The organism is Halobellus sp. GM3 (assembly GCF_052545375.1).
In genome coordinates, this window is sequence record NZ_JBQWLT010000020.1 from 1 (window position 1) to 17,919 (window position 17,919).

The 17,919-nt window shown below is 66.2% G+C and carries 16 protein-coding genes, 1 tRNA gene and 1 pseudogene; 5 read left to right on the top strand and 13 right to left on the bottom strand.

From position 1 onward, the window contains the following. The first annotated feature begins 158 nt into the window (after positions 1–158). Positions 159–234: transfer RNA gene (locus ACT3HL_RS17185), tRNA-Cys, on the top strand. A gap of 151 nt (positions 235–385) precedes the next feature. Here the strand turns inward: ACT3HL_RS17185 and ACT3HL_RS17190 are convergent. Beyond that, on the bottom strand, positions 386–574 hold the full coding sequence (locus ACT3HL_RS17190; RefSeq protein WP_445087984.1) for a hypothetical protein: 189 nt from the start codon (positions 572–574) through the stop codon (positions 386–388). Positions 575–1,121: 547 nt separating this feature from the next. Between ACT3HL_RS17190 and ACT3HL_RS17195 the strand changes: the two genes are divergently transcribed. Both ACT3HL_RS17195 and ACT3HL_RS17200 read left to right on the top strand, forming a co-directional pair. Further along, entirely contained in the window at positions 1,122–1,928 is an 807-nt protein-coding gene (locus tag ACT3HL_RS17195; RefSeq protein ID WP_445087985.1) for a hypothetical protein, read from the top strand. Positions 1,929–2,024: 96 nt separating this feature from the next. Continuing rightward, positions 2,025–2,639, top strand: a complete 615-nt coding sequence (locus ACT3HL_RS17200) for a VOC family protein (RefSeq protein ID WP_445087986.1) — start codon at positions 2,025–2,027, stop codon at positions 2,637–2,639. Between the two features lie 21 nt (positions 2,640–2,660). Here ACT3HL_RS17200 and ACT3HL_RS17205 read toward each other — a convergent pair whose 3' ends face one another. Further along, positions 2,661–3,698 carry a zinc-binding dehydrogenase gene (locus tag ACT3HL_RS17205; RefSeq protein WP_445087987.1) on the bottom strand — a complete coding sequence of 346 codons (1,038 nt, stop codon included), beginning with the start codon at positions 3,696–3,698 and terminating at the stop codon, positions 2,661–2,663. 165 nt (positions 3,699–3,863) lie between these two features. On the opposite strand from ACT3HL_RS17205, the gene ACT3HL_RS17210 reads away from it, so the two are divergent. Then, entirely contained in the window at positions 3,864–4,682 is an 819-nt protein-coding gene (locus tag ACT3HL_RS17210; protein WP_445087988.1) for a DUF7260 family protein, read from the top strand. Between the two features lie 86 nt (positions 4,683–4,768). Here ACT3HL_RS17210 and ACT3HL_RS17215 read toward each other — a convergent pair whose 3' ends face one another. The 8 genes and pseudogenes from ACT3HL_RS17215 to ACT3HL_RS17250 form a co-directional block, all read right to left on the bottom strand. Then, entirely contained in the window at positions 4,769–5,761 is a 993-nt protein-coding gene (locus tag ACT3HL_RS17215; RefSeq protein WP_445087989.1) for a ribonucleotide-diphosphate reductase subunit beta, read from the bottom strand. Between the two features lie 31 nt (positions 5,762–5,792). Beyond that, positions 5,793–8,459 (bottom strand): ribonucleoside-diphosphate reductase subunit alpha, encoded by a 2,667-nt coding sequence (locus ACT3HL_RS17220; protein WP_445087990.1) that lies wholly within the window; start codon positions 8,457–8,459, stop codon positions 5,793–5,795. Next, positions 8,431–8,904 (bottom strand): annotated as a pseudogene (gene nrdR, locus ACT3HL_RS17225) (transcriptional regulator NrdR); the annotation flags it as partial. The gene ACT3HL_RS17220 and the pseudogene nrdR, both read right to left, overlap by 29 nt. Before the next feature lie 252 nt (positions 8,905–9,156). Continuing rightward, positions 9,157–9,393 carry a DUF7542 family protein gene (locus ACT3HL_RS17230; protein WP_445087991.1) on the bottom strand — a complete coding sequence of 79 codons (237 nt, stop codon included), beginning with the start codon at positions 9,391–9,393 and terminating at the stop codon, positions 9,157–9,159. A 101-nt stretch (positions 9,394–9,494) separates the two neighbouring features. Continuing rightward, a complete protein-coding gene (locus ACT3HL_RS17235; RefSeq protein WP_445087992.1) occupies positions 9,495–10,346 on the bottom strand; it encodes an ATP-binding cassette domain-containing protein in 852 nt (283 codons plus the stop codon). Further along, on the bottom strand, positions 10,346–11,413 hold the full coding sequence (locus ACT3HL_RS17240) for an iron chelate uptake ABC transporter family permease subunit (protein ID WP_445087999.1): 1,068 nt from the start codon (positions 11,411–11,413) through the stop codon (positions 10,346–10,348). Before ACT3HL_RS17240 ends, ACT3HL_RS17235 begins: the two co-directional genes overlap by 1 nt. 80 nt (positions 11,414–11,493) lie before the next feature. Further along, positions 11,494–12,699, bottom strand: coding sequence for an ABC transporter substrate-binding protein (locus tag ACT3HL_RS17245; protein WP_445087993.1), 1,206 nt, complete (start codon positions 12,697–12,699; stop codon positions 11,494–11,496). Positions 12,700–12,701: 2 nt separating this feature from the next. Further along, positions 12,702–13,928: an ABC transporter substrate-binding protein gene (locus tag ACT3HL_RS17250; protein ID WP_445087994.1), complete on the bottom strand. Its 1,227-nt coding sequence runs from the start codon at positions 13,926–13,928 to the stop codon at positions 12,702–12,704. Between the two features lie 168 nt (positions 13,929–14,096). Between ACT3HL_RS17250 and ACT3HL_RS17255 the strand changes: the two genes are divergently transcribed. Then, entirely contained in the window at positions 14,097–15,362 is a 1,266-nt protein-coding gene (locus ACT3HL_RS17255) for a DUF4010 domain-containing protein (protein ID WP_445087995.1), read from the top strand. 69 nt (positions 15,363–15,431) lie between these two features. Here the strand turns inward: ACT3HL_RS17255 and ACT3HL_RS17260 are convergent, their stop codons facing one another. The 3 genes from ACT3HL_RS17260 to ACT3HL_RS17270 all read right to left on the bottom strand — a co-directional run bounded on the left by ACT3HL_RS17260 (position 15,432) and on the right by ACT3HL_RS17270 (position 17,391). Beyond that, on the bottom strand, positions 15,432–16,247 hold the full coding sequence (locus tag ACT3HL_RS17260) for a DUF7839 domain-containing protein (RefSeq protein WP_445087996.1): 816 nt from the start codon (positions 16,245–16,247) through the stop codon (positions 15,432–15,434). Positions 16,248–16,552: 305 nt separating this feature from the next. Next, positions 16,553–16,972 carry an EamA family transporter gene (locus ACT3HL_RS17265; protein ID WP_445087997.1) on the bottom strand — a complete coding sequence of 140 codons (420 nt, stop codon included), beginning with the start codon at positions 16,970–16,972 and terminating at the stop codon, positions 16,553–16,555. Then, a complete protein-coding gene (locus ACT3HL_RS17270) occupies positions 16,972–17,391 on the bottom strand; it encodes an EamA family transporter (protein WP_445087998.1) in 420 nt (139 codons plus the stop codon). The genes ACT3HL_RS17265 and ACT3HL_RS17270 overlap by 1 nt, the downstream gene beginning before the upstream one ends. Positions 17,392–17,919 lie beyond the last annotated feature (528 nt).

Genomic DNA, 17,919 nt, shown 5'->3' on the forward strand with positions numbered 1-17,919 from the left:
CGATCCTCTGGGAACACTCACTCGCCGCCTCGCCACTCATACCCACCCCTCCCAGCGCCCACGAGGACAGACGGCACGCGCCGTCAGCCCCCGTGGGCGCTCTTTATTTCGAAGCAGACCGCTAGGCTTAAACGCCGAAACGGAGTAATTTCACCCGCGCCAAGGTGGCAGAGTTCGGCCGAACGCGTCCGCCTGCAGAGCGGATCACCGCCGGTTCAAATCCGGCCCTTGGCTTTCCTACATCCCCTAAATCTCTCGACAGCCCCGTTTTGGCAACGCCGCTCGTTTTTGGTATGTGCGTTTTCCGAGAGAATCGTCTCTTGTGAGTCATCGCGAAGAGCTACTCACCGGGACGACTACCAGCACGGCTCCATCGAACGCCGGATTACAGCCGTGGACCCGTGTACTCGTAGTACTCGACGGCCTGTGCACACCAAGAGCAGCCGCAACTGTAGGCGCCGCTCCGCCCCGAGAGGGAATCGGGGCTCTTCACCTCGATATTGCGCTCGAACCGCTCTACGAGATCGTGATAGCGGTCGTGCTCCTGCCAGAACAACGCAGCAGCCGCCGACATACTGATTCCAATGTACGAAGTGTACTTGAGAGTTGCTCCGAACGCACAGAACTCGGTGCGGAAGCCAACGACGCCGTTCGTGGACCACCGGCACTAATTCTACAAGTGTCGCCGCAAACCGGACTGGGTCCCTCGCCTCCGTGACAACACAAGATACAGACCGCTGGGATCTGTTGCGGGACGATGGTGGAGTCACGCCCGGTTGACGACGAAGACGGTGATGGGCGGATCAACGAACGGCTGGATCGCATCATCGACTTCCTCGCAACGCATCTCCCGTGAGTATTCCACACCTCAACGGTGTGTCACGTATCGCCCCCGGCAGAGAGCAAATATACTCACCGCCCGCTCTCACCGTGGGCGGAGGCAACTGATGCGATCGATCGCGCGCGTTCACAACCATTAACGTCGAGTGCCGCGGAGTCACCGTTTGGCGACGCTCGCGGGTTCCCCGTTCCAGTTGAAACGCGACGCACGTCTCCGTTCGATCGCCGACCGATGCCGGAAAACGGTAACCGTTATACGCCACGTGGCCAAATCCGCAGATATGCAACGACGCGCCGCGGCGATCTACGTCGCACTCTTCATAATCATCGGTGCGGCTTCGTACTCGTTGGTCGCGACTGCCCAAACGCCCGAGATCGAGTTCTCGAATCCGGCGTACGAACTCACGCAGGGCGATCAGTTCCAAGTGGGCGAGCAGACGTACACTGTCTCCAGCGTCTCGGACGGGACGGGCGAACTACAGTACACCGAGGAGTCCGCACGCTACACCGTGAGTTGGGAGAACGACTCCACGCAGACGCTCGGCGACGAAGAGTGGCGCGTGATCGTCGAGAGCGGCGAGGATCCCTCGGCGTTCACGCTGCGCGAGGAGATCAACGAGACGGCGATCCTCCAGAACGACCCGAACGCGAGCGATGAGACGGTAACGCAGGACGACGAGCGCTACGTCGTTATCGACGGCTCCGAACTCGTTCCCGCGTCCGAGTACTTCCCCGACCCCGAGACGCGGGCGTACGCCGAGGGCGACACCGTCCAGTACGAGGGTAACGCCACGACCGTCGATTCGGTGACCGCCGATTCAGTCGTGCTGGCGTGGGAGGCCCCGCGGACGAGCACCGTCGCACTGGAGGACAACGCGAACGTCACCCTCGGTGAGGAGACGTTCCTCGCACACTTCGCCGACGGGTCGACGCTGCAACTTGTCGACGACTTCGACAGCTACAATCGACAGACCGCAGAGATCGACCGGGTGAACACCTACGAGAACGGGCTGTGGGGCGTGAGCATTCTTTCGTTCCTCACCTCGGTCTTCCTTCTCGGCTTCGCGTACCTCCCCTCGCGGTACTGAGCGGAGCCCTCCGACCTACGGAGTCGTCGTGGCAGACGGAACGGGTGACACGCGTGTCACTCGGATACTTATACGCGTGGCAGTGGTACGACCGCTATGAGCGACGAGACGCCAGTCACCGCGGAGCGACCGGACAGCCCGTTTCAGACGACCGGGACCGACCACATCACCATCTGGGGAAGCAACGAGGCGGACACGCTCGCGTTCTATCGCGACCTCCTCGGGATGCCGCTGGTGCTGCGACAGCCGAACCTCGATGACCCCTCCCAGACGCACCTGTTTTTCGACACCGGCGACGGCCGCATCCTGACGGTGTTCGTCGGCGACCGCGCCTCGAACCGCGGACCGCAGCGCGGCGGCACCGGTTCGGTCCACCACCTCTGTTTCAGCATCGCTCCCGAGGACTTCGAGGACGTCGCGGCGGCGCTCGACGACGCCGGCCGGAACTACAACGTCTTCGACCGGGGCATCTTCTTTTCGCTGTACACCCACGACAACAACGGCCTCGTGATCGAGCTGTCGACCGACAAGTACGACGTCCCCGACGACCGCCGGGGCGAAGTGCTCGCGAAGGCCCAAGAGCTGCGGGTCGAAGACGGCGCCGACTACGCCAAAGACGAGCACCTCGCGGCCGCGCTCGAAGAACTGGGTCTCGATGCCACGCCCTACGACCTGCCCGACGCGTCCTCGGGCGTCGGCGGCGTCGAGTGACGGCACGACTCGAGTCGCCTTTTAGACCTCGACGAGCACTTTGATCGCCTCGCGTTCGTCCATCGCGCGGTACCCCTCGGCGACGTTCTCCAGATCGACGGTCTTCGTGAACACCGGCGCGGGGTCGAGCGTTCCCTGGAGCACGTCCGCCATCAACTCTTCAGCGTACGCGCGGACGGGCGCGACGCCCCCGCGGAGCGTGACGTTGTCGCCGAAAAACGAGAAGAGATCCAGCCCGCCGTCGAGTCCGTGGGGCACGCCGACGTAACCGACGGTCCCGCCGGGGCGACAGACCTCGGCGGCCAGCGCCATCGACGAGGCGGCCCCAACGCACTCTAAGACGTGGTTCGCGCCGCCGTGTGTCAGTTCGCAGACGCGCTCGACCGCCTCGTCGCCGCGCTCGGAGACGACGTCCGTGGCGCCGAACTCCGCGGCGAGTTCGAGCCGGTCCTCGTGGTGGCCGACGGCGACGATGCGCTCGGCGCCGAGGCGTCTGGCCGCGAGGACGCCACAGAGCCCGACGGCGCCGTCGCCGACGACAACGCAGGTCTCGCCGGCGTCGACCCCCGCGCTCACGGCCGCGTGGTGGCCCGTTCCCATCACGTCGGTAAGAGGGAGCAGCGAGCGGAGCACGTCCTCGTCGTCGGCGTAGCGGTCGGGCACGCGGACCAGCGTCCCGTCGGCGTGGGGACAGCGGACCTTCTCGCCTTGCGCGCCGCCGTTGTCGCCGCCCCAGCCGTCGCCGTTGACACAGGAGGTGTGCAGCCCCTTTCGACAGAACTCGCAGTAGCCACAGCTGATCTTGAACGGCGCGAGGACGCGGTCGCCCGGATCCACGGAACGGACGTCGTCGCCGACGGCCTCGACGATTCCCATCGGCTCGTGGCCCACCTTCGAGGGGACGTCGCGGTCGCTGTCGCCGCGGTAGAACCACAGGTCGGAGCCGCAGACCGCCGTGTGGGTGACGCGGATCAGGGCGTCCGTGGACGACTCGAGTTCCGGTTCGGGAACGTCTTCGACGCGGACGTCTCTGGGACCGCGGTAGACTGCTGCGCGCATACCGTCGCTGTTCGGTCGAGAGGTATTTCGGTACTTCGGTGCGCCGGCATTTCGACGCCACGGAATCGGAGGGCGGGGTCCGGAGCAGTGTCACTCCGCGGTCGAGAACGACGCCGATGACTGTGAGGCGTAAGCGTTATCTATTACTTTAGGCATACCTAAAATATGGCCGATCACGCCCGGGGCGACCTCGATGACGCCGTTAGCGAGCTGACGGCCGCTCGTCGGTTCGTCCGGGACGAGCACCGCGCGACGAAGCGCCAACGCCGCGGGTTCGAAGAGTTCCGCCGAACGGTCGAAGCGACACCGCCGGTGGAACGCGGCGCCGTCACCGAATCGGCGGGGTCACTCTCGCCCGGGTGGACCACCGGCGTATCGACCGCGAGCGCGGCGACAGACGATCGGTGCCGCCGCGTCCGGGCGGCCTTCGAGGAGTCGGTGCTACCGCACGCCGATGCCGAGACCGACAGCGTCTACGCGACGCTCGCTGCGGAACTGAGCTCTGAGGTCGCCGTCGCGCTCGCCTCCGAGGGCGGTGGCAACCGCTTCACCGGACCGCTTCGCGCCGCGGTTCTCGACTGCGTCGATCAGCGGTTGGCTGAGAACAGCGTGATGCTCCGGGCGTTGGAGCGAGAGCGCGCTTCGCTCGACGACGCGGTCGAGACCGCAAAGGAGGTCTCCGAGTCGCTCCCGGGGGTCGGGGACGGGGTACTGATTTTGTCCACTGACGGGGAGCTGTGGGATCGTCGCCGCCGCATCGCGACGCTCGAAGACGACCTCGACGCGGCGATTCGGGCGCGCCAGCGCACGCTCGATCGGGTGACCGCGACGGACGTGAAAGCCGGCATCGCACACGACACCGTCGTCGAGTACCTCTTCGGCGACCGCGACACCACCTATCCGGCGCTCGATTCGCTCCTCCGCTGTACCCGGGAGTGTCGCCGCCGACGCGGGATCCTCGACTCGGCGCTCGGCGGCGAGTGAGTTCGGTCGCGGCTGCGGGCGTGTTTGACCCGTTCGCGGTGTCGGTCCGCTCGTGAGGGCGTTCGGCCGCCGTCACGGGCGCGCCGCTACCAGTCGAGGGACCCGCCGCTTTGGTACTCGGTCACTTGGGTCTCGAAGAAGTTCTTCTCTTTGTTCAGGTCGACCGCCTCGCTCATCCACGGGAAGGGGTTGTCGGTCCCGTAGCTGTCTTCGAGGTCGAGCTGTCCGAGCCGGCGGTCGGCGACGTGCTCGACGTACTCGACGAACTGCTCGGGGCCCATCCCGAGGACGTCCTCGGGGCAGGCCTCCCGGGCGTACGCGGCTTCGAGGTCGACGGCGGTCTCGATCAGGTCGCGCACCTCCGCGCCGAACTCGTCCGTCCAGGCGTCCGGGTGTTCCCTGCGGATCTGATTCATCAGGTCGACGCCGAAGCCGACGTGCAGCGACTCGTCGCGCATGATGTACTCGAACTGCTGGCCGATCCCGACCATCCGGTTCCGTCGCTTCAGCGCCAGCATCATCGCGAACCCGGCGTAGAAGAACACCCCCTCCATCACGACGTAGAAGCCGACGAGGTCCCGCAGGAGGTCGCGGACGTCTTCTGTGTCCTCGAGGCGGAAGTCCGGATCGTCGAGGCTCTGCGTGAGGTCGACGACGAACTCGTCCTTCTCGCGGATCGAGGGGATGCGGTCGTACATCCCGTAGAGGTACTCGGGATCGAACCCGAGCGAGTCACAGCAGTAGATGAACGTGTCCGTGTGAATCGCTTCCTCGTAGGCCTGCCGGAGGAGGTACTGTCGGCACTCCGGCGCGGTGACGTACTCATAGACCGCGAGGACGATGTTGTTCGCCGTCAGCGACTCCGCGGTCGAGAAGAACCCGAGGTTCCACTCGACGAGCTGTCGCTCGGAATCGGAGAGGTCGTCGCCGTTCCACTGGGTGACGTCGTCCTGCATCGGAATCTCCTCGGGGACCCAGTTGTTGGCGACGCCGTCGCGGTAGTACTCGCGCGCCCAGTCGTAGTCGATCGGCAGTATCTTGTTCGGGTCGTGTTCGGCGTCGTGGTTGAGTAGTGGCATCGTGGTTGAAGATAGCGTGTCTGCGGAGCGGTTACTGGCAGGCCTCGCAGGTGGGATCCTCGACGCGGGCGAGGTCGCCGTCTCCACGGGCCGATCCGCCGTTCGTCCCGTCGTCCGCCTCGGCGGAGTCCCCGCCGTCGCCGCCGGACCCGACGCCGCGGCGTTGCGTCCGGCCGTACTCGTCCATATCGAGCGTCGATTTCTCGATCTGGGAGGCGCCGAGCGTCCGGAGGTAGTACGTCGTCTTGATTCCGAGGCGCCACGCCGTCTTGTAGACGTCGTCGAGCAGCGAGCCGTCGGTGCTCGGGAAGAACACGTTGTGTGAGACCGACTGGTCGATCCACTGCCCGCGGTGGGCGGTCAGCCGGAGCTGGTGGCGCGGGTCGATCTCGAACGCGCCGCGGTACAGCTCCCTCAGGTCCTCGGGGATCTCCTCGATCTCTTGGATCGAGCCGTCGTGGAACTTGATGCGGTCGAGCATCTCCGAGTCCCACAGGTCGCGCTCTTTCAGCTCCTCGACGAGGTGGTCGTTGACGACGGTGAAGTCGCCGCTCATGTTCGATTTGACGTAGAGGTTCGAGTAGATGGGCTCGATCGACGGCGTCGTCCCGTTGATCGTCGAGACCGTCGCCGTCGGCGCGACCGCCATCGTGTTCGAGTTCCGCATCCCGTGTGCGGCGATGTGCTCTCGCACGCGGTCCCAATCGAGCGTCTCCGAGCGGTCGGTGGGGATCTCGCGGCCGCGCTCTTCGGCCAGCAGGTCCACGGTGTCCTGCGGGAGGATCCCGCGGTCCCACTTGCTCCCCTCGTAGGTCTCGTAGGACCCGCGCTCTTTCGCCAGCCGGGAGCTGTTCAAGATCGCGTGATAGGAGACGAACTCCTGCCAGCGATTGGCCGCCTCGACGGCGTCCTCGGAGCCCATCGGCGTTCCCACCCGCATCAGCGCGTCGTGAAAGCCCATCACGCCCAGTCCGATCGGCCGATGACGCATATTGGAGTACTCGGCCTCGTCGGTCGGGTAGAAACACAGGTCGACGACGTTGTCGAGCATCCGCATCGCCGTCTCGACGGTCGAAGAGAGGGCGTCGCGGTCGAGTTCGCGCGCCTCGCGCGAGGTGCCCTCGGTAACGTGGTTCGCGAGGTTGACGCTCCCGAGGTTGCAGACCGCTGTCTCGTCGGCGCTGGTGTTGAGCGTGATCTCCGTACAGAGGTTTGAGGAGTGGACGGTGCCGACGTGGTCCTGTGGTGAGCGGACGTTGCAGGGGTCCTTGAACGTGATCCACGGGTGGCCCGTCTCGAAGAGCCGCGTGAGCATCGTCCGCCAGAGCTCCGCGGCGTCGACGCGCTCGAACTGCCGGAGCTCGCCCGCGTCGGCCTTCCTCTCGTACTCGTGATACAGCTCTTCGAACTCCTCGCCGTAGGTCTCGTGGAGTTCGGGGACCTCGTCGGGCGAGAAGAGCGTCCACTGCTCGTCGGCCTCGACGCGCTTCATAAAGAGGTCCGGCACCCACGCCGCGGTGTTCATGTCGTGCGTGCGGCGGCGCTCGTCGCCGGTGTTCCGTCGCAGGTCGAGGAACTCCGGGAAGTCAAGATGCCAGCACGCGAGGTACGCGCAGGCGGCCCCGCGGCGCTTCCCCGAGCGGTTGATCGCCGCCGTGACGTCGTTGCTGATCTTCAGGAAGGGGACCGTCCCCGTCGACTCGACGCCCGTGGACTCGATGAGCGCGCCCGCAGCGCGGAGGTTCGTCCAGTCGTTGCCGAGGCCGCCGCTCCACTTCGAGAGCTGCGCGTGGTGCTTATAGGAGTCGAAGATGTGCTCGAGATCGTCCTCGACGGTCGTGAGATAACACGACGAGAGCTGCGGATGCGTCGTTCCGCTGTGGAACAGCGTCGGCGTCGACGGCGTGAAGCGGAGTGTCGAGAGAACGTCGTAGAACTCGAGCGCTCGCTCTTGGGGGTCGTCCTCCTCAAGGGCGAGTCCCATCGCGACGCGCATCCAGAACGCCTGCGGGAGTTCGAGGGGCTCGCCGTCCTGTTCGATCCGCAGGAAGTACCGCTGGGTCAGCGTCGACGCGGCGAGGTACTCGAAGCGCTCGTCGCGGTCGGGACGGAGCGCCGACGCCAGCGCGTCGATGTCGAACCGGCCGTCCACCATCCGCTCGTCGATCCGCTCCGCCTCGACGCCGCGTTCGAGGTTCGAGACGAACGTCTCGCGGTACAACGTCTCGTAGTCGCTCGACGCCCCGCTCCCGCCGTCGGTCAGCGTGACGGGCTCTTCGCCCGTCACCTCGAGGAAGTAGCGGTCGAGGTGTAACTCGGCCGCGACCCGCTTGTACGCCGGATCGCGCTCGATCCGCGCGCTCGTCACGTTGATGAGCGCCTCGTAGACTTCCTCGCGGGAAGCCCCCTCGTAGAGGTCGCGCTCGGCCTCGGTGAGGAGGTCGTCGACGGTGTCGTCGTCGACGACGTCCTCGTGCCCGCGCCGTGCGCTGTCGAGTATCTCTCGTCGCTCTGCGTCCTGTGTCGCTGTTGCGCTAGCCATCTGTGTCTGAATCGTGATCTGCCGCGTCGCGTTCGTCGCTCGGTTCGTCTCTGTCGTCCGGTTCGCCGTTCGCTCCGCTCTCGTCGCTCGAACCGTCGCTCGTTCCGTCGGGGACCGACCCGTCTCCGTTCGCCTCGCCGCCCCCAAGTTCCTCATCGAGAATCCGGTCCAGCTCGCGGACGAACTCCTCGGGATCGGAGAACGCCTTATACACCGAGACGAACCGGACGTACGCGACGGAATCGACCTCGCGGAGCTTCTCCGAGACCAGTTCGCCGACGAGCGTCGTGGAGACGATACGCGTCCCTCGCTCCCGGATATCGGCGCGGACCACCTCAACGAGGCGGTCGACGTCGTCGGCGCTCACGGGTCGCTTCTCGACGGCGCGTTCGATGCCGCCTCTCACCTTCTCGGGGTCGAACGGCTCGATCGAACCGTCCCGCTTTTTGACCTGCAGCGTCTCCCACTCGGGGCGCTCGTACGTGGTAAAGCGGAAGGCGCACCGACTGCACTCTCGGCGGCGCCGGACGGTCGTACCGTCCGCGCCGCTCCTCGTGTCCACAACGCTCGTCCGATCGTGACCGCAGTCGGGGCACTCCATAGTTGTCACTCCTCGTCCCTCCGGACGGTTAACCCCTACATATCGTGGGGTCTCTCTTACAGCCGCACTATGTCGTATTCGGCGACCCCGACATAAACGTTCCCCAATCAGGTTGCTGTAGATAAAGTAAACTTGTATTACGGACTCACCCACGACACCGCTCGCTGATCGCGTGGACATCGCCGGCACCGAAGCGGCACAGAACGGTCGGAACGCGGAAGCCCACCTCGCCTTCGGTCGCGTACGGCGCGGCTAGCGATCGCCCAAGTACAACGGAGAATCGCTCGTCGTACACTCGGGGCGGCCGCAGACGCCGGCCTCGTCGCCGGCGCGCTCGACGCCCGGCGCGAGTCGGTGAAGCTCCCACGTCGCCTCGTGACCCGTCTCGGCCCGGTGCGTTTCGATGAACGACCGGGCCGTCGCGAGTCTGTCGAACGCCCTCGTCAGCTCACACTCGAAGCATTTGACTGTCGCGCGCGTGTCGGCCATTGCGGCGGCGTACGGCCGGAGCGCACTTAACCGCGAGGTTGCTCCGCCATTTGGCCCGCTGTCTCCCGTTCTCCGACGCGCCGCTCTCTCACCGCCGAGCGCTACTCCTCGAGCGCGCGGTGCGGCGAGATGTGAGGTCCGGTCGGGCTCTCGATGTCGACGCTGGCCTCGACGCTGAACACGTCGGCGAGGAGGTCCTCGGTCACGACCTCCCGCGGCGGGCCCCAGTCGTAGGGCTCGCCGTCTTTCATCGCGACGAGGTTGTCCGCGAAGCGCGCGGCCTGCCCGATGTCGTGCAGGACGACGCCGACGGTGACGCCCTGCTCGCGGTTGAGCGTCCGGACGACCTCCATCACCCGTAGCTGGTGGTGCAGATCGAGGTACGTGGTCGGCTCATCGAGCAGCAGCACGTCCGTCTCTTGGGCGAGGACCATCGCGATCCACGCGAGCTGTTTCTGCCCCCCGCTGAGGTTCTTCAACTCGGCGTCCCGGAGGTGCTCGACGCCGGCCAGCCCGATCGCGCGCTCGACCGCGTCGCGGTCGTCGTCACTGACGGACTCGAAGAACCCTCGGTGGGGGTAGCGACCGTAGTACGCCAGTTCCTCGACGGTGAGCCCCGCGGGCGAGTCGTGCTCTTGAGAGAGCAGGCCGAGCCGCCGCGCCAGCTCCTTCGAGTCGAGTGACTGCACCCGCTCGCCGTCCAGTCGGATCCGCCCGCGTTCGGGGGCGAGCTGATTCGCCATCGCCTTCAGCAGGGTGCTCTTGCCGCTGCCGTTCGGCCCGACGAGCGCCGTCACCTCGCCGGCGGGCAGCAACACTGTCTCGCACTCGACGACCGGTTCTTCGGTCGTCGGATAGCCGATCGCGAGGTCCTCACCGCGGAGCTCGACGGCGGCGGCCGGGGTTCGATTCTCGGCCCGCCCGTCGCGTTCGAGGCGCCCGTTCCCCCGCATCAGATCTCACCCAGCGTGTCCCGCTTTTGCATCAGATAGAGGAAGTACGGCCCGCCGACGAGCCCGGTGACGATTCCGACCGGGATCTGCACCGACGAGCCGAACAGCAACTCGAACCCGAGGCGGGCGCCGACGTCGGCGGCGACCAGCAGCGCTGGCCCCGCGAAGAGGCAGCCCACGATGAGCGATCGGTACTCGCTGCCGACGACGGTGCGGACCAGATGTGGCACGATCAGCCCGACGAACCCGACGATCCCCGCGACGGCGATGCTCGCCGCGGCCGCGAGGACGGCCACCCCAGAGAGGGCGAACCGAACGCGCTCGACCGACATCCCGAGTGACTTCGCCGTGCTCTCGCCGAGCAGGAGGACGTTCAACTGCCGGGCACCGAGCAGCGACAGCGCCATCGCGACGACCGTCCACGGCAGGGCCATTCGGACCTGCTCCCAGTCGGTGCCGGTCAGAGAGCCGGTCGTCCACGCGATCGCCGACTGGACGACCCCGAGGTCGTCCGCGAAGAAGAACAGCCCCGTCTGCAGCGACTGGAACACGGTCCCGACGATTACGCCGGCCAGCACCAGCCTGACCGGCGAGGTCCCGTTCTTCCAGGCGATCGCGTAGACGACGAGGAACGCGACCGCGCCGCCGACGGCGGCCACCAGCGGCAGGAACGTCGACAGCCCCGAGAACACGACGAGCGTGAGCAGGATCGCCAGCCCCGCGCCCGAGGAGACGCCGAGGATGAATGGGCTCGCCAGTTCGTTCCGTGTGACCGCCTGGAAGATCGCACCGGAGACGGCGAGGTTCATCCCGACGAGGACCGCGACGAACACGCGCGGCAGGCGGATGTTCCAGACGATGAGGCTCCGCTGGTCCATCTCCGGCACCTCCGCGCCGAGGAGGAACGCCTCCCACGCCCGGAGGTCGAACAGTACGCCGGGATCGAACACCGCCTGCCACGCTTGCAGCACCGTCATCGAGTACGATCCGAAGCTCACCTGCAGCAGCGCGCCGACGGCGACGACCGCGACGCTGCCCAGACAGAGGCCGACGAGCGCCGGGTCCACCGCTGCGAACCGCGACCCGGACTCGCGACGGGCGCGCTTCCCCGCGCCGTCCGCGTCGAAGCCGCTCGTCGGCCCGTCGGTCACGGGCCGACCTCCCCGGTGACGATGTCGGAGACGCGCCGTCGGTCGAAGAGCTCCTCGTCGCCGAACTCCTCGGGGTGGAGCCCCCGCGCCGCCCGTTCGAGCTGGAACAGGTGGATGATCGGCCCCTGATAGGTGAGCCCGCCGTAGAACACGCGGCCGTTCCGGACCGCCGTGAGTTCGCTCGCGACGTCGTGGTCCTCGAGGTGGTCGACGACGTTCTCCCGGAAGTACGAGTCGGTGATCTCACCCTGCATCCGAACGGCGATCGCGTCGGGGTCGATCTCCAGGAGCGTCTCGTAGTCGATCGTCCCGCCGCCGGCTTGGGCGTCCGTGATGCCGTGGGCCGCGAGCGCGTCTTCGACGCCGAGGTCGACCCAGTGCTTCGACTGCGTGCCGTCGCCGACGAGGTACGGGTAGAACGACTCCGGGGGGATCCCGGCCGGGTACAGCACCGCGATGCGCGGCGCCTCGTCGGGGAGCCGCGCCCGCACGTCCGCGAGCACCTCGTCGTGATAGGCGCGGAACGCCTCGTACCGATCGGTCCGTTGGAACACCGCCGCGAGCTTCTCGAAGGCCTCATACAGCGTGTAGTAGCGGTACGTGTGCCAGTCGTACGCCCGCGTGAAGACCGTGTTCCCGAGGAACGGCGCGACGTGCTCGCGGACCTCCGCGACGTCGCGTCGGTTCCAGCCGAGCCGGTTCAGCATAAAGTTCGGATCGATGACGTGGAGGTCGGCGTCGAGTTCGTAGAAGACCTCCTTGCCCGTGCCGTCCTGCCACAGTTGCGTGAGGCCGTCGGCGTCGACGGAGACGCCGGGGAGCTCGTCGTAGTAGTGCGTTCCGAAGCGCGCCCGGACGCCCACGGCCGCGAGCCCGTCGGCCCGTCCGAGGGCGACGCCCATGTCCGCGTAATCGGCGGTGTAGGGGACCCACGTCTCCGGGACGGCGTCGAACGATACCTCGCCGACCGGCGCCATCGACACCGCGTAGGAACCGCCCGGACCGGCGGTCGCGGTGTCCGTCGGAGTCGTATCCGCGTCGGCGTCTGTCGCGGTCGCGTCGGTCGCTCCCGTCGCGGTCGCCTCCGTCGCGCTCGGGGACCGACCGCCCGCGCACCCCGCGAGCCCGCCGGTCAGGAGGGCGGCGCCGTACGTCAGGTACTCCCGCCGCGTCCCCGCTGTCGACGCGTGGTCCGCGCCCATCTTCAGTAGTCCCCGTTGACGATCGCTCCCACCCGCTCGCGGTCGAACAGCTCACCGTCTGCGTCGTAGAGGGTTCGCGCCAGCCGCTCGGTGACGACGAGGTTCGTTATCGGGCCCTGATACAGCGGCCCGGCGCGGTAGACGTCGCCGTTCTCGACCGCGGTGAGTTCGCTCGCGACGGCGTGTTCCTGCATAAACGCCACGACGGTGTCGCGGAATTCCCCGCCGGTCTTCGCCTCCTGACCGCGGATCAAGAGCACCTCCGGGTCGATGTCGAGGATCGTCTCGAAGTCGATCGCGCCGCGGCTGCTGTAGAAGTCCTTGACGTCGCTGTTCGCGAGGGCGTCTCTGACCCCGAGGTCCGTGAGGTGCTTGAAGCTCGTGCCCTCGTCGATGACGTACGGGTAGAACGATTCGGGCTCGTCGCCGCCGGCCCAGAGCACGGCGGCCTCGGGGCGCTCGCTCCGCCCCGGAACGACTGGTCCGAGGGCCGTTTGGAACTCCTCGTGCACCGCCTCGAACGCCTCGTACCGGTCGGTCCGTTGGAACACCGCCGCGAGCTTCTCGAAGGCCTCATACAGCGTGTAGTAGCGGTAGTCCTCGTGCCACGCGTAGTTTCGTGAGAAGATACTGTTGCCGAAAACCGGGCCGATGGCGCGGAGCTCCTCAACGTCTGCCTCCGACCACTCCCCCCGGTTCAAGAGGAAGTTCGGATCCAACACGTGGACGTCCGCGTCCAGCTCGTAGAACTGTTCTTTGCCGACCCCGCCGTCGCCCCAGAGCTGTCTGATCCCGCTCTTGTCGACGGAGACCCCCGGAATCTCGTCGTAGTACTGCGTGTGATACCGGCTCGGGAGCCAGACGCCCGCGGGCGGTTCGAGTCCGAGCGCGATCCCCATGTCCGCCCAGCTCCCGTTGTTCGCGACCCACGTCTCGGGCACCGCCTCGAACGCGACCTCGCCGACCGGCGCCAGTTCGACGGTGTAGGGCTCCGCAGTCGACGTGGCTCCCCCCGATTCGGTCGTTCCGTCGGCCGACCCGGACGTGGTGGTGTCCGCCGCTGTCGGCGTCCCGTCGGCCCCCTCACCGGAGCCGCCGGTACAACCCGCGAGTGCGCCGGCCGTGAGCACCCCGGCACCGTACCGAAGGACCGTCCGTCGGGTGTGTCCGCTCCGGGTCTGAGAGTTGCGTCGCGACCGTCCGTCGTCCGCCGTCGGTTGATCGTGCATACTCTTTAGGCCTGCCTAAATATTAAAACGTCTTTCGATCTTTCGGCCACCCTAAAACCGGACCCCCTCGAAGCCTTTTTACCCTCTTGTCTATATACTGTATATAGTTAACATAGCAGTATATATCTCGTCGGCGGACGGGAACTTCCGCCCAGCCCAGGTGTGACAATGCAGATCGGACCCGAAACGCTCTTTCTCGACACGACGATGTTCAACCTCTTCGTCGCGGGAGCGCTTGGTATGTTGCTCGGACTGGAGCGAGAGTGGTCGAACAAGTCCGCCGGTATCCGCACGTTCACGCTCACCAGCCTCGTCGGCGTCGCCGCGGCCACAGTCGGTGAGACGTCACTCCTGTGGCTCGGCGGCCTGTTGGTCCTGATGCAGGGAGTGCTGCTCGGTGCCCGGGGCGCGCTTTTCGAGGTCCGTGAGGGCGACGAAGACGAGGGGCCGGGGCTCGCGCTGACGACCTCGACGTCGCTGCTCGTCGCCTACGTCGTCGGCGTGCTCGTGGGGATGAACTACGTGCTCGTCGGCGTCGTCATCGCGATTATGTCCTCGTTTCTCCTCGTGCTCCGCCGGGAACTGCACGAGTTCGCCAACCGCCTGTCCCACGAGGAGGTCCGGGGCGCGGCCGAGTTCGCGATCATCGCCTTCGTGGTCTACCCGCTGCTCCCGCCGGGAACGTACGGGCCGTGGGACGCGATCGACCCACAGCTCATCTGGATGCTCGTGATCGCCGTCAGCGCGATCGGCTTCGCCAACTACGCGATTATGCAGCGCTACGGCGGCCGCGGCATGCTCATCACGGGGTTTTTCGGCGGGCTCGTGAACTCGACGGCCGTTATCGGCGAGATCGCGAACCGCGCGAAGGCCAACGCCGGCATCGTCGACCTCGCGGTCGCGACGATCCTCGTCGCCGACGCCGCGATGGCGGTCCGGAACCTCATCATCGTCGTCGCCTTCGTCCCCCAATCGGCGTTCAGTGTCGGCCTCCCGCTCGGTCTCATCGCCGTCGGTGGGGTGCTTTTGACGGGCTATGAGCGCAACTGGACCGGCGAGATCGAACTCGACCTCGAGTCGCCGTTCAGCAGCAAGAACGCACTGACGTTCGGCGGGCTCTTCCTCGCGGTCCTTTTGCTCACGGCCGGCGCCCAGCAGGCGTTCGGGACCGCCGGCTTCCTTGTGACGAGCTTCCTCAGCGGGCTGCTCTCCAGCGGGACGACGACGACGACGGCCGTCTCGCTCGCGAGCACCGGTCAGGTTTCTCCCGCCGTCGCCGCGCAGGGAGTCCTGGCCGGCACGCTCGCGAGCATCCTCGTGAAGATCTGGCTCGCCGTCGGGATCAACCGCGAACTGTTCCGCCCCGTCGTCGTGCGCTCGGCGTACCTCTCGGTGCTCGGACTCGTCGGCGTCGTCGCCGTCCAGATTCTGTAGGGACCCGGGTGCCGCCCTCGCGGTACGACCCAGCCCCGGAAGCGCCGCTATGCGTCTTCGGCAGCGCCGCTATGCGTCGTCCGCGTCGACGACCTCGTAGCCGACGTTCTGCTCGCGGAGCCTGTCGGTGTGCGCCGAGAGCGCGTCCGTCGACGCGAGCAACAGCACGTCGAGGCCCTTCGCCGCGGCCTCGGACACGGCGTCGACGCTCCCGAATCGGATGTCCACGTCGAGACCCGCCGCGGTCGCCGCCGCGAGCGCCTCGGTGCCGGCGGCGGCGAGCAGGTCGTGACTCTCGGCCCGCGCCGACAGCCGAGACGGATCGAGGGCCGCGCTGCCGCCCTGTTGGACCCGCGGGATCGACACGACGGTCACCGTCCCCAACTCGTAGTCGACGACGCCCTCGAAGTTCGTGATCCCGACGTCCCGGCCGGCGTCGGCGTCGGTCACCGCGACGGCGGTCGCCCCGCCCGCGTCGCCGACGCGCGCCCGGAGCACGCCGCCGTCCATCGCGAGCGAGACGGTGTCGCCCTCGGCGATCTTCGTCGTCGCCATCGCCGTTTCGATATCGACCTGTCCGATGACGTCCTCTGAGACGTGCTGGACGTAGTCGCGGAGCCCGTCGGTCTGTGAGATCAGCCAGTCGACGCCCTCTTTGGTGATCTCGTACCGCCCCCGGCCGTGCTTGTTGACGTACCCCTCCTCGACGAGCCCTTGGAGGTAGTCGCTCACGGCCTGCGCGGTGATGCCGATGGCGTCGGCGATCTCCTGTTGGTTCACCGCCGGCTGGCGCTCCGCGATCTCGACGAGGATCTGATACCGCGTCGCGTTCCGCTTGCTCTGGAGGACGCCGAACTCCTCGGACGTCTCGGCGTGCTTCGCCATCGGTCTGTCTCCGTCCCGTTCGATCAAATAACTTCGGCTCCCGCGCGGACGCTTCCGATGCGGCCGGTACCGACGGGTATCTATCTCGAAGTGATAACGAACAAGGAGACGACCTGCGCCTTTCGCTGAATCGAGGCGCTAAGGCTCCTTCCTCAGCGAGCGCTGAAAACGCGTCGCGTCTGCGGTGGGTCCAGTACAGCACTCACGCCTGTCGGTCTCTCGATAGTAGCGTTTCCACGGCATCGCGTTCCCGGGGTCCTGCTCGACGCGGTGTCCGGGGTCGCCGGCGGTCGGTCCGCCGATCCTCACATCGAGACCAACGCGATCGCGAGGACACTGAAGAAGATCCCCGCGACCTTCCGCGGCGTTATCACCTCGTCGAAGGCGATCACGCCGATGACCGAGCTCACGACGATGAACAGGCCGTAGATGGGGACAACGATGCTCACCGGACCCAGTTCGAGCGCCCGGTAGTACGTCAGCAACCCCACGGTGAGCAGGACGCCCTGCGCGACGACGTACGGCATATACCGGTGCCGGAGATACGACACGATCGGTTCGCCCCGATAGCGCAACACGACACCTACTACGAGGAGCAACACGAGATTCGAGAAGAACACCGCGGGCGTGCTCGGCACCACCTCCATCGCGATCTTCAGAATCGGCGCGACGAGGCTGTACGCCAGGAACGCCAGTATCGAGAACTTCAGATACGCTCGGGCCATCACTCGGCCCCCGAACTCAGATAGACTGCGAGGATCGCAGCCGTGATGCCGCCGGCTCTGGTGAGCGTCAGCGCCTCGTCGAGAAAGAGGATGCCGATGACCGAACTTCCGATGATGAACATCCCGTAGATCGGCACGACGACGCTGACGGGGCCGACCTGCAACGCGTAGTAGTACGAGAGGATGCCGATTCCGAGGAACACCCCGCCGACGTAAATGTAGCCCGCGCTCGGTAACAGCGCGTAGGACAGCGGGTTCGTCCCGCTCACGAACATCACGGCGAGGGTGAGCACCAGAAAGACGACGGTGGCGAGAAACAGCGATACGCCCGGCGGAATCTCTTGGGTGACCTTGCTCGTCAGCGGTGCGAGCATGCCGTATGAAACGAGGGCGACGATGACCCACGGTAGATACTCCATACCACTCCCTTCTTTGCTACTCTTATAACGCTCTTACGCAGATAGTCGGACGGAGCGTTGATCGAACGAGCCCCAATATGTGTAATCGTTGCAACGATCGAGGGCCGCGGTGTTCGGTTTGTAGCGAGAGCAGACACCCGTCCGCGATCAGTGAAACGCCAACCCGCCATTAGCCCACAAACCATCAATATAAAATATACATAATTTATCTGAATTAATGGACATCTACTGGAGCGATTCCGCTGTTGCCGGGGAGCCGATCTCTCAAACCGATGGATAGTACGCTATCTGATGATCCTGTCTCCAGTCGAACGGGGGGCGTCTAACCGAAATTTCTTGAAGCACGACGTTGGAAACACCGCATTTCGCGTTGTTGACGCCGACGATCTGATCGGGGATCTCCGGGTGGGGAGCGAGGGCTCCTCTGTCGGACAACACGAACATTTGATTCAGAGGCACTGTCTAGTTAACAGCCTCCGCTGGCGTTCGATCATCTAGCGCTTGGTGCGGTCGTTGAAAATTGTAGTA